The following is a 13,880-nucleotide window of genomic DNA, read 5'->3' on the forward strand; positions in this document are numbered from 1 at the left end:
TTCAAAATATGACTTATAGAAGTAGCAAAACAGATTTAAAGAATGAACGCTTTAGTAAAAACCGCTCTTTTAAGGGCATTAAAAAGAAAATCGCTAAAAAATATACAATCAAAAACTCGCCTTTGACAATTTACTCCTTAAAAACGCATTCAAATCTTTCTCTATCCATTAATAAAAAAATCTTCTTAGGGCTTGGGTTTGTTTCGGCTTTGAGCGCTGAAGATTATAATAGTTCGGTGTATTGGCTCAACAGCGTGAATGAAAACAATAACAACAAATCCTACTATATCAGCCCTTTACGCACTTGGGCTGGGGGGAATAGGAGTTTTACGCAAAATTATAACAATAGTCAATTATACATAGGGACAAAAAACGCTTCCGCAACGCCTAATAATTCTTCTGTGTGGTTTGGGGAAAAGGGCTATGTAGGTTTTATTACAGGGGTTTTTAAGGCAAAAGACATTTTTATCACAGGGGCTGTTGGCTCAGGTAATGAGTGGAAAACCGGTGGGGGGGCGATACTGGTTTTTGAAAGCTCAAACGAACTAAACACTAATGGGGCTTATTTTCAAAATAACAGAGCCGGGACACAAACTTCTTGGATCAATTTGATTTCCAATCATAGCGTGCATTTGACAAACACGGATTTTGGCAACCAAACCCCTAATGGAGGCTTTAATGCTATGGGGCGAAAGATTACTTATAATGGTGGGATTGTCAATGGCGGGAATTTTGGCTTTGATAACGTGGATAGCAACGGCGCAACCACCATTAGCGGGGTAACTTTCAATAATAATGGCGCGCTCACTTATAAGGGTGGGAATGGTATTGGGGGGAGCATCACTTTCACTAACTCTAATATCAATCATTACAAGCTCAATCTTAACGCTAATAGCGTTACCTTTAATAACAGCATTTTAGGGAGTATGCCTAATGGCAACACTAATACTATAGGGAATGCCTATATTCTTAATGCAAATAATATTACTTTTAATAATTTGACCTTCAATGGGGGGTGGTTCGTTTTTAATAGACCTGATGCTCATGTTAATTTTCAAGGCACAACCACGATCAATAACCCCACTTCACCCTTTGTCAATATGACCGGTAAGGTTACTATTAATCCTAATGCGATTTTTAACATTCAAAATTACACGCCTAGTATAGGGAGTGCTTACACGCTCTTTAGCATGAAAAATGGCTCTATCGCTTATAATGATGTGGGTAATTTATGGAATATCATCAGACTTAAAAACACGCAAGCCACAAAAGACAACAGCAAAAACGCCACTTCCAATAATAACACCCACACTTACTATGTAACCTACAATTTAGGCGGCACGCTCTATAATTTCAGACAAATTTTTAGCCCTAATTCTATTGTTTTACAATCCGTCTATTATGGCACGAACAATATTTATTACACCAATAGCGTGAATATCCATGACAATGTCTTTAATTTAAAAAATATTAACGATGATAGGGCTGATACGATTTTTTATCTTAACGGCTTGAACACTTGGAATTACACTAATGCGAGATTTGCGCAAACCTATGGCGGGAAAAATAGCGCTTTAGTCTTTAACGCTACGACTCCTTGGGCTAATGGCAGTATCCCTAAATCTAACAGCACGGTGCGTTTTGGGGGGTATGAGGGAGTCAATTGGGGGAAAACAGGCTATATCACCGGCACTTTCACAGCCGATAGGGTTTATATCACCGGTAACATGATGTCTGGTAACGGCGCTCAAACCGGTGGGGGGGCGACTTTGAATTTTGTGGGCGCAACTGAAATTAATATCGCTGGGGCTGATTTTAAAAACCTAAAAACCACTTCACAAAACTCTTACATGACTTTTATCGCTTTAGGGGATAGCTCTGGGAGCGGCAAGATCAATGTTTCTCAGTCTGATTTTTACGATTGGACGGGTGGGGGGTATGATTTTACCGGTAATGGCGCTTTTGATAGCGTGAATTTCAACAAGGCTTATTACAAATTTCAAGGCGCTGAAAATTCTTACCATTTTAAAAACACGAATTTTTTAGCAGGGAATTTTAAGTTTCAAGGCAAGACCACCATTGAAAAATCCGTTTTAGATGACGCTTCTTACACTTTTGAGGGCACGAATAACACCTTTAATGAAGACAAATTTAATAGCGGTTCGTTTAATTTCAACCACGCAGAGCAAACAAACGCTTTTAATAACAACTCGTTTAATGGCGGATCGTTTAGTTTTAACGCTAAGCAAGTGGATTTTAGTGGGAACTCGTTCAATGGGGGCGTGTTTAATTTCAATAATACCCCTAAAGTCAGTTTTACTGATGACACTTTCAATGCGAATAACCAATTTAAAATAAACGGCGCTCAAACGGATTTTACTTTCAATAAGGGCGTTGTTTTCAACATGCAAGGGCTTTTGAACAGCTTAAGCGTAGGCACGACTTATCAATTGCTTAACGCTAAAAGCGTGGATTATAAAAATAATAATAACGCTTTGTATCAAATGTTGCGCTGGACGAGTGGGGAAAACCCTAGCGGTAAATTAGTGGATGAAAATAAAACCACGCCAAGCAGCGCTAAGATTTATAATGTCCAATTCATTGATAACGGCTTGACTTACTACATCAAAGAAAATTTTAATAACGGGATCACGCTCACTCGTTTATGCACTCTAGGCTATACGCATTGCGTGAGTATCAATAATGATGTATTCCATCTTAAAAATATCAATAACAACGCCAGTAACACCGTGTTCTATCTCAACGGCATGACGACTTGGAAGATCGCTGGCACAGGCGTTTTCACGCAAGATTATAGCGGTGCTAACAGCGTTTTAGTGTTCAACCAGACCACCCCTTTTCTTGCTGGGGCGAATCCCACTTCTAATAGCGTGGTGAGTTTTGGGAAAACTTCAGGGGCTGAATGGGGGTTAGTGGGCTATATTCAAGGCGTTTTTAAAGCCAATCAAATTGATATTACCGGCACGATTCGCTCCGGTAACGGCGCTCAAACCGGTGGGGGGGCGACTTTAGTGTTTAACGCTGAAAAGCGTTTGAATATCGCTAACGCTAATTTGAATAACGATAAAGCCGGTTTGCAAGATTCATGGATGAATTTCATTGTCAATAACGGCAACTTGAATGTAACAAACGCCAATTTTAGCAACCAAACCCCGCATGGGGGCTTTAACCTTAAGGCCAATAACATTACTTGGGATAAAGGCTCTGTGAATGGAGGGGGGAATTTTGGCGTGGATAACGCTAGTGCTAACGGAAATGCTGTGATTAAGAATGTTAATTTTAGCGATAACGGCACCTTGATTTATAAAGGGGGTGAAAACAGCGCCGGAAATTCTTTAACTTTAGAAAACAACACCTTCAATTCTTATAATATCAACGCCAGAGTGCAAAACCTTATTTTCAACAACAACTCGTTTAATGGTGGCAGCTATTCGTTTAATGACACTAAAAACACCACTTTTAAAGGCATAAACACGCTCATTAACAGCGATCCTTTCAGCCGCCTTAAAGGATCAGTTTCTATTGAAAATGATAGTATTTTTAATATTGAAAGGAATTTGACCGATAAAACCACTTACACGCTTTTAAGCGGGGATAGCATCAAATACAATAACCAAGCTTTAGCGGATAATGCTTTTTCGCAAAATTTATGGAATTTGATCCATTATGGTGGCGAGAGAGGGACTTTATTAAGGACGGAGAAAAACACTTATTTTGTGCAATTCACCCAAAGCAACGGCCAAAAATTTGTTTTTGAAGAAACTTTTAATCCTGGCTCTATCACCTATAAATATTTTACTATCCATTCTTCACTTTTTCACACAGACGCTGATTCTAAGGATATTTGGAGTCAGGTGAGGAAGCAATTTGATTTCATTCCAGGAAAAACCCCCGTGTGCGTTGGGGTGTGCTATATCGCGCCTTATAAAAATCAAAACCTTATCGGCTCTAGCGCTTTTGCATGGTCGCTGAATTTTGGGGCTACAGTGGTGGGGACTTTGCTTTTAGGGAGCGCGCAAGAAAAAGCCAATAACAATGGCGGATCGATCTGGTTTGGTAAGAATAATTTGTTGTATTTGCATGGCAATTTCAACGCGACTAATATCTTTTTAACGAATAACTTTAATGTCGGCAACCCTAACGCCGGCGGTGGGGCAACGATCAATTTTAACGCTGATGAAACCTTGAGCGCTGACGGGTTGAATTACACGAATTTCCAAACCGTGGCTTTAGGCTTACAAACTAGTGCGAGCCAGCATTCATGGGCGAATTTTAATTCCAGGCTTTCTATGGAAATTAAAAACTCTAATTTTAGGGATTTCACATGGGGAGGCTTTAATTTTAACTCAGGGCGTATCGCTTTTGAAAACACCACTTTTAGCGGTTGGACTAATATTAACGGAGCGACTGAAAGCGGCTCTTCGTATGTGAACATGGTTGCAAATACGGATTTGATTTTCACTGATTCTATTTTAGGAGGGGGCATTCGCTATGATTTGAAAGCTAATAATATTATTTTCAATAACTCTCAAATAGTCATTGATGTGTCTAAAAATGTGAATCAGTCTTCATTGAATGGGAATGTTACTTTCAATCATTCCAGGCTTTCAGTCAAGCCCAACGCTGCTATTAATATTGGGGGTAGCCAAACCCAAACGACTTTAGAAAACGCTTCAAGCCTTTCTTTTTACAACAACAGCGTAGCGAATTTTAACGGCACGACCACTTTTAAGGGTATATCTTATTTGAATTTGAACCCTAACGCTCAATTAAGTTTCAATCAAGCGAATTTCAATAACGCTAATGTAACCTTTTATGGCATCCCGCTATTTGGCAAAACGCCTGATTTTGGCAACTCCACACGCCTGATTAATTTCAAAGGGAATACAAATTTCAATCAAGCGACACTCAATTTAAGGGCTAAAAATATCCACATCAATTTCCAAGGCGCTTCTACTTTTGAAAATAACTCTACGATGAATTTGGCTGAAAGTTCTCAAGCGAGTTTTAATACGCTTAGCGTAGAGGGGGAAACGAATTTCAACCTCAATAACTCAAGCTTGTTGAATTTCAATGGCGATAGCGTTTTTAACGCTCCTGTGAGTTTTTACGCTAATAATTCTCAAATTTCTTTCACTAAATTAGCGACCTTTAATGCAGACGCTTCATTTGATTTAAGCAACAACAGCACCCTGAATTTTCAAAGCGTTCTTTTAAACAGCGCTCTAAACCTTTTAGGCAATGGCACTAACGCTCTAGCTATTAATGCAAGCGGGAATTTCAGCTTTGGATCTCAAGGCGTTTTGAATCTGTCTAATGTGAATTTGTTTGATGCAAAAAACAAGCCCTTAGTTTATAATATTTTACAAGCTCAAAATATTCAGGGTTTGATGGGGAATAACGGCTATGAGAAGATCCGTTTTTATGGCATACAGATTGACAAGGCTGACTACTCGTTTAATAACGGCGTTCATTCTTGGAGTTTTATTAACCCGCTCAACACGACTGAAACCATTACTGAAACCTTGTATAACAACCGCTTGAAAGTGCAGATCTCTCAAAACGGCGTTTCTAATAATGCGATGTTCAATCTCGCTCCCAACTTGTATGATTACCAACAAAACCCTTATGATGAAAGCTCTAATTCCTATAATTACACAAGCGATAAGGCTGGCACTTATTATTTGAGTAGCAGTATCAAAGGCTTTGGTAAGAATAATGAGATACCCGGGACTTATAACGCGCAAAACCAACCCTTACAAGCCTTACACATCTATAATCAGGCTATCACCAAACAGGATTTAAGCGTGATCGCTAATTTAGGTAAGGAATTTTTGCCTAAAGTGGCTAAGCTTATCGCTTCAGGGGCTTTAGACAATCTCAATCTCAATAGCCCGGATAGCTTTGAAACGATTTTTGGTATCTTAAAAGAATATGGCATTACTTTAAACCAAGCGAATTGGAAGAGTTTATTGAAGATCATCAATAATTTTTCTAACACGACTAATTATCATTTTTCTCAAGGCAATCTCGTTGTAGGAGCGATCAAAGAAGGGCAAACGAACACGAATAGCGTGGTGTGGTTTGGAGGCGATGGCTATAAAGAGCCATGCGCAGTTGGGGACAACACTTGCCAGATGTTTAGGCAGACTAATTTAGGGCAATTGCTCCATTCTAGCGCGCCTTATTTAGGCTATATTAACGCTAATTTTAAGGCTAAAAACATTTACATTACCGGAACCATCGGCAGCGGGAACGCTTGGGGGAGCGGAGGGAGCACGAATGTGTCTTTTGAAAGCGACACTAATTTGGTGCTTAATCAAGCCAATATTGACGCTCAAGGGACCGATAAAATCTTTTCTTACTTGGGGAAAGAGGGCGTTGATAAGCTTTTTGGGGAAAAGGGCTTGGGGAATATCCTTTCTAACATGGTTTATGAAGAGAGTTTGAATAACAACGCTATCCCTAAAGATTTAGCCAACATGATCCCTAAAGATTTTGGCTCTAAAACTTTAAGCTCCTTGCTTGGCCCTGATGAAGTGAGTAGCCTTTTAGGCGTGAGCGCTTTTAAAAACGCGATCATGGAAATTTTAAATTCTAAAACGGTGGGCGATGTTTTTGGCGAGAACGGGCTTTTAAACGCGCTAGATCCTATAAAAAGAAAAGAAATTGATCGGATGCTCTTAGAACAAATCCAAGCCCATGCTTCAGGGTTTGAAAAATTCATCGTTAAAACTTTAGGGATTCAAAATGTAGAGAATTTCATCAATACTTGGTATGGCAAGCAAAGTTTGAGTTCTTTTGCCAATAATTTTGTGCCTGGAGGCTTGAATCAAGCTCTTGATAAAATAGGTTCTAGCTCTGATGCCAAAGACTTACAGAGTTTCTTGGATAAAACGACTTTTGGGGATATTCTCAATCAAATGATCAATCAAGCCCCCTTGATCAATAAGCTCATTTCTTGGCTCGGCCCACAGGATTTAAGCGTGTTAGTCAATATCGCTCTAAATAGCATCACTAACCCTAGTAAGGAATTATTGGGCGCGATTTCTGGCATGGGTCAAAAAGTGCTGAACGATTTGCTAGGCGAAGGCGTAGTGAATAAAATCATGAGCAATCAAGTCTTAGGGCAAATGATTAATAAAATCATCGCCGATAAGGGCTTTGGCGGCGTTTATCATCAAGGTTTGGGATCCATACTGCCTAAATCCTTACAAGATGAGTTGAAACAATTGGGCTTTGGAACTTTACTAGGCTCTAGAGGATTACACAATCTCTGGCAAAAAGGGAATTTCAATTTCGTGGCTAAAAACCATGTGTTTGTGAATAACAGCTCGTTTAGTAACGCCACAGGGGGGGAATTGAATTTTGTAGCGGGCAAGTCCATTATCTTTAACGGGAAAAACACCATTAATTTCACGCAATATCAGGGCAGGCTTTCTTTTGTATCTCAAGATTTTTCTAACATTTCACTAGATACCTTAAACGCTACCAATGGTTTAATGCTTAACGCGCCACGAAACGATATTAGCGTTCAAAAAGGTCAGATTTGCGTGAATGTCTTAAATTGCATGAGCGAGAAAAAAACTAATTCTTCAACTTCAAGCACTCCAACCGATGAAACTTTAGAAGTGAATGCTAATAATTTCGCTTTTTTAGGAACCATTAAAGCGAATGGCTTAGTGGATTTTTCAAAAGTCTTACAAAATACCACGATCGGGACTTTGGATTTAGAGCCAAACGCTACTTTTAAAGCGAATAATTTGATCGTGAATAACGCTTTTAACAACAACTCTAATTACAGGGCTGATATTAGCGGTAATCTCAATGTGGTAAAAGGAGCGGCTCTCAGCACGAATGAAAATGGTTTGAATGTTGGGGGGAATTTTAAGAGCGAAGGGTCATTAATCTTTAATCTTAATAACCCCACCCATCAAACGATTATTAATGTAACTCGCACTTCTACGATCATGTCTTATAACAATCAGGCTTTAATCCATTTTAACACTCAAAAGCAAGGTGCTTACACGCTTATCAACGCTAAACGCATGGTTTATGGCTATGATAATCAAACGATTCTTGGAGGGAGCTTGAGCGATTACCTCAAGCTTTACACTCTCATTGATTTTAACGGCAAACGCATGCAATTAAAGGGCGATTCACTAAGCTATGACAACCAACCGGTCAATATTAAAGATGGGGGTCTTGTGGTGAGCTTTAAAGACAATCAAGGGCAAATGGTGTATTCATCTATCCTTTATGATAAAGTTCAAGTTAGCGTCTCGGATAAACCCATGGATATTCATGCCCCTAGTTTGGAGTATTACATTAAATACATTCAAGGCAGCGCTGGTTTGAATGCGATCAAATCCGCGGGCAATAATTCTATCATGTGGCTGAATGAGCTTTTTGTGGCTAAGGGGGGTAATCCCTTGTTTGCACCTTATTATTTGCAAGACACGCCCACCAAACACATTGTGACTTTAATGAAAGATATTACCAGCGCTTTAGGCATGCTTTCTAAACCCAATCTTAAAAACAATTCCACCGATGCTTTACAGCTCAGCACTTACACGCAACAAATGAGCCGTTTAGCCAAGCTTTCTAATTTCGCTTCTTTTGACTCAACGGATTTTAGCGAACGCTTGAGCAGTCTCAAAAACCAAAGATTTGCTGACGCTACCCCTAATGCGATGGATGTGATTTTAAAATACTCTCAAAGGGATAAATTGAAAAACAACCTTTGGGCGACCGGTGTTGGGGGCGTGAGCTTTGTGGAAAATGGCACAGGAACGCTCTATGGTGTCAATGTGGGCTATGATCGCTTTGTTAGAGGGGTAATTGTTGGAGGGTATGCGGCTTATGGGTATAGCGGGTTTTATGAGCGCATCACTAATTCTAAATCCGATAATGTGGATGTGGGCTTGTATGCGAGGGCTTTCATTAAAAAGAGCGAGCTGACCTTTAGCGTTAATGAAACTTGGGGGGCTAATAAAACCCAAATCAGTTCCGCCGACACTTTACTCTCTATGATCAATCAGTCTTATAAATACAACACATGGACGACGAACGCGAGAGTTAATTACGGGTATGATTTCATGTTTAAAAACAAAAGCATCATCTTAAAACCTCAAATTGGTTTAAGGTATTACTATATTGGCATGACTGGTTTAGATGGAGTGATGAATAACGCGCTTTATAACCAGTTTAAAGCGAACGCCGATCCGTCTAAAAAATCCGTTTTAACGATTGATCTTGCTTTGGAGAACCGCCATTATTTCAGCACAAACTCTTATTTTTATGCGATTGGCGGCTTTGGTAAAGACTTATTAGTTAATTCTATGGGGGATAAATTGGTGCGTTTTATTGGTAACAACACTTTGAGTTACAGGAAAGGCGAGCTTTATAACACTTTTGCGAGCATCACTACAGGCGGGGAAGTGAGGTTGTTTAAAAGCTTTTATGCGAATGCTGGGGTGGGGGCTAGGTTTGGATTGGACTACAAAATGATCAATATCACCGGAAACATTGGAATGCGTTTAGCGTTTTAAGGGGGTGCTAGGGCTTACCCAAAATAAGCACTTTTAAGATTAATGGGGCTGGTGGGATTAAGGGTTTAACGCATGCGTTCTTTTGGTGTTAGTAACATGCGATTAGCGCTTAGTAAAAATAAAATAATGCCACCAATAATGAAAAATGTTGAAGTTGCTAAAACCAGTATAGTATCAATCCCTTGAAAAGCTTTGATTAGAAGTTGATTAAGGTAGTAAAAAATAGATGTTTTGATAAATAATTGACCAATATTAGGTAGGTATTCTAAAGGAACAAAAACATTACAAGACATTAGCGCATAGAGATTGATGATATTACAAAATCCTAAGATGCTTTGTTCGTTTTGAAAAATTCTAGCTACAAAAATGGCCAAGCAAAAACAAAACAATGCACTTGAAAAAACACTAACAAACCCCAAAATAAGCGCTTTAAAATTAAGAATAGTGATGATATTGAGCATATAAAAAGAGAGAACAATAAAGATAAAAGCATATAGGATTACAACGATTAGTCTTGAAGCGATTAATGCTAGAGTTATTTGTTTGAAAGTTGCTGGTGATAGCATGTAGAACAAGAATATATTATGCGATCTAGAGCTTGTTATAGTTTGAGTGAGACCAAAGATCGCGCTAGAAATAATAAGAAGTCCCATTAGACCTATAATGTTATTAAAGTAAAAAATTTCAGTGGTATTTTTTGAAAAAACAAAAATTAGTAATAGAAGCATTAAAATAGGATAAATAAAAGTCCAAAATAACGCACTTGTATTGGTGAGATAAGATTTGATTTCAAGTTTTAGGATAGATAGAATTGCTCCCACTAAATATCCTTTAGTAATGCTAATAAGTCTTTTGTGGTTGGTTTTTCTTTAAAGTTAAAAGTTTTAGCTACAGATTTTAATATAGAATTTAAAGGTTTGTATTGAGCAATGTTGCCATTCTTAAGGAACAATACCCATTCGCAACTATCTAAGACAATAGGATCATGAGTGGCGATGATACTTGTAAGTTGTTGGGTGTTGCGCAAGCTTATGAGATTTGATAGTCTTATAAGAGCGTTTTGCTCTAAACTAGTTTCTGGTTCATCCATAATAATTAATTGGGGGTGGTGGCTAAGAGCTAAGTCAATCTTTAAGCGCTGTTTTTGTCCATCGCTTAGGTGTTCGTAGGTTTTATTCAAAAGATTTTTTTCAAATAGATTTGGAGTGCAGTTTTTGTGAAAAAATTGATAGAATTTAAAAAGGTCGTTTGCGTTTAATCCAGGTGGGTAGTTGAATAGGTTAGAGACAACTCCCAATTGCTTGCGTTGTGGTATAACATTGTCGTGGTATGGAATATTATTGTTTTGTGCTTTAAAATTATAGTCTGATCTAATGCCTAGAATAGTGTTGATAAGCGTTGATTTTCCAGCACCATTTGTGCCAATAATGGCTGTACTAGTATGACTTTTAAATGAAAAATCTTGTATATTTAAAGCGTTTTTAAACATGGTTTTTGGGTGTATGCTGATGTTAGAAATCATAAAATCCCCTTATTAGACAATGATTTAAAATCCCATTTAAAGTTATTATATTCAAATGATGGTTTTATTGAGTGCAGTATTACTAAAAAAATAACTGATATTTGTTAAAACAAGCTAAAAGCGTTACTGACAGACACGATTTAAGCGAGTGAAACGACTTTTCAACTAAAAGCTAAATAAAACAACGGACAAAATCAAGGCTTTAAATAAGAAAGACCCCAAAAAAGCTAGAGAAACGGAGTTTTTGATTTCTTATTATCAAAACCCTAAATACCCTCTCGTTTTTTGCCCGCTATTGGTTTATGGGTGTTTTAGCATATAAAACTCCAACGCTTTTTCAAAGAGGAGCGATCGATTAGGAAAACCTTTCTCTTTCATGTATTCATCCACTTTAGCCATAAAACTGGGCGAAAGTAAAACGCTATGATTGATTCTTCGCTCTTTACTTGTTTTTTCTTCGTATTCTATCTCTTCTATTTCGGCTAACAAACTGGGCGAGAGCGAAATGTTAAAACTGCTCCTTCGTTCGCTACCCACCTTTATTTCTGCTTCTAGCTCGGCTAATTCGGTTAGCAACCTTTTGCGTTTGGCTTGTAAAGCCTGAATGGTTGTGTGCACTTTATGGTGTTCCATTATTGCTCCTTAAAATATCTTCATTTTTCGCATTCTACTATAAAATAGGATTTTGTGAGTAAATTCATTAAGAATGAAAATTGGAATTTTTCTTTAGAATTTAACCAGGTATTTGATTTTAATTTTAATCCAATTCCTTAAGGCGCTTTAATAATTCTTCTTCATTCAAAACGCTCACGCCATGTTTTTTTGCTAGAGCGAGTTTTGAGCCGGGGTTTTCTCCAGCGATTAAAAAATCGGTTTTAGCGCTCACGCTTGAAGCAATTTTTGCCCCCAAATTTTCTAATGTTTGAGCGTATTCTTGCCGTGGTTTAGAAAGCGTGCCGGTTAAAACAATCGTTTTATCACTGAAAACAGAAGAACTTTTTTGCTTTTCTTCAGCCATATCGCTGTTTTTAGGGTTCAACAACTCAAATAACGATCGGATAAATTCCTGATTGCTCGCATAAAAATTGACTAAAGAATGCGCCATTTCCACCCCAAAGCCTTCCATTTCCAAAAACTCGGCTTCGCTTTTTTCTAACACATTTAAGCCGTATTTGGCCAGCGTTTTACTCGCTCCCTTACCAATATGCTCAATCCCTAAAGCGTTGATCAAACGCCATAAAGGAGGGTTTTTGCTCTTTTGAATAGCGTCTAATAGATTTTGAGCTTTTTTGATTTTGAATTTGTCTAGCCGCATTAAATCTTCTAATTTTAAAGCATACAAATCCAAGGCGTTAACAATGAGTTTTTCTTCAAAAAGTTGCTCTATGACTTTATCGCCCAAGCCTTGAATGTTTAAAGCGTCCTTAGAAGCGAAATGAATCAAGCTTTCTTTCAACCTTGCCGGGCAATTAAGGTTTTGACAATAAGTAAAAATCTCTTCGCATAAAAGCTCATGTGAACATATAGGGCAAACTTTGGGGCGTTCAATTTTGTGTTGCGAGCCGTCTCTATAAGATTCTAAAGGCTTGATGATTTTAGGGATCACATCGCCGCTTCTAATGACGACGACCCTATCATTGAGCATGATATTCTTTTTTTCAATTTCAGAATAATTGTGCAAGGTTGCTTTCGTAACCATAGCTCCAGCGATTTCTACAGGCTCTAAAAGAGCGACTGGGGTTATCGCCCCGCTGCGCCCCACTTGGTTAATGACTCCTATGATTTTGGTGTGTTTTTCTAGAGCCGGGAATTTATAAGCGCAGGCGAATTTAGGGGATTTTTGCGTGTAGCCTAGCTCCTTTTGAATATCTAATTCATTCACAACGATCACCATGCCGTCTAAAAGGGCAAAAAAGCCCTCCCTTTCTTTAATCAGGGTGTGGTAACTTTCTTCTATTTCTTGGTGGTTTTTGTTTAGGCTTAAGTATTGAATAGCGCTAAAACCCAACGATACAATAAAATCCAAACACTCCTTAAAGCTTAGGAAATTCAAAGAATGCTTGCCCACGCCCCAAGGGATGAATTGCAATTTACGCTTTTTAGTGATTTTGCTATCAAGTTGCCTTAAACTCCCTGATGCGGCATTTCTGGGGTTAGCGAATAGGGGTTCATTAGCGTCTAGGCGTTCTTTGTTTAAAGCGTCAAAATCCTCTTTAGCAATGATCACTTCGCCCCTGATTTCTATTTCTCCATTATAAGCGATAGCGTGGGGGATATTAGCGATGTGTTTAGCGTTGTGGGTAACAAGCTCCCCTTCTAAGCCATTACCCCTAGTGGTTGCGCTCACTAGCTTGCCATGTTGATACAAAAGATTGAGTGAAACCCCATCAAGTTTGGGCGAACACACGAATGAAGCGTTAGGATAAACTTTTAAAATGCGCTGCAACCACGCTTGCAATTCACTTTGATTGAACACATCATCTAAGCTCCACATTCGCATTAAATGGGGGTTTTTACTGAACTCATTGGTGGCAGTAGCCCCCACTTTTTGGGTAGGGGAGTTAGCCTGAATGCGATTAGGGTTTTCTTCTTCATAAGCTTTTAATTCTTGGTAAAGTTCATCATAGACCGCATCGCTTACGATTGACTCATCAAGGTTGTAATAATGGTGCGATAGGGTGTTTAAATATTCAATTCTTTCTAAATATTCTTTTTGGCTTTTTATCATTAAAAACCTTTTAAACTAAATTAGGGTAGTATTATAACATTTAATCTTTGATAGGGCT

5 protein-coding genes are annotated in these 13,880 nt (G+C 38.4%); 1 reads left to right on the forward strand and 4 read right to left on the reverse strand.

Annotation, left to right across the window (positions count from 1 at the left end):
* Positions 1-8: 8 nt before the first annotated feature.
* Positions 9-9,572 carry a vacuolating cytotoxin domain-containing protein gene (locus J5F42_RS03270; RefSeq protein ID WP_283491546.1) on the forward strand — a complete coding sequence of 3,188 codons (9,564 nt, stop codon included), beginning with the start codon at positions 9-11 and terminating at the stop codon, positions 9,570-9,572.
* Between the two features lie 65 nt (positions 9,573-9,637).
* On the opposite strand, the gene J5F42_RS03275 is transcribed toward J5F42_RS03270, so the two are convergent.
* The 4 genes from J5F42_RS03275 to ligA form a co-directional block, all read right to left on the reverse strand.
* The gene (locus J5F42_RS03275; RefSeq protein ID WP_097699492.1) at positions 9,638-10,393 is read right to left on the reverse strand and encodes an ABC transporter permease; all 756 of its coding nucleotides are present in this window, start codon (positions 10,391-10,393) and stop codon (positions 9,638-9,640) included.
* Positions 10,393-11,094, reverse strand: a complete 702-nt coding sequence (locus J5F42_RS03280) for an ATP-binding cassette domain-containing protein (protein WP_000625011.1) — start codon at positions 11,092-11,094, stop codon at positions 10,393-10,395. Before J5F42_RS03280 ends, J5F42_RS03275 begins: the two co-directional genes overlap by 1 nt.
* A 300-nt stretch (positions 11,095-11,394) precedes the next feature.
* The gene (locus J5F42_RS03285) at positions 11,395-11,727 is read right to left on the reverse strand and encodes a hypothetical protein (RefSeq protein WP_187933293.1); all 333 of its coding nucleotides are present in this window, start codon (positions 11,725-11,727) and stop codon (positions 11,395-11,397) included.
* A gap of 124 nt (positions 11,728-11,851) precedes the next feature.
* The gene (gene ligA / locus J5F42_RS03290) at positions 11,852-13,822 is read right to left on the reverse strand and encodes an NAD-dependent DNA ligase LigA (protein WP_097699490.1); all 1,971 of its coding nucleotides are present in this window, start codon (positions 13,820-13,822) and stop codon (positions 11,852-11,854) included.
* Between the last annotated feature and the right edge of the window lie 58 nt (positions 13,823-13,880).

The sequence above is a fragment of the Helicobacter pylori genome (assembly GCF_030062585.1).
Classification (GTDB): Bacteria; Campylobacterota; Campylobacteria; order Campylobacterales; family Helicobacteraceae; genus Helicobacter; species Helicobacter pylori_CN.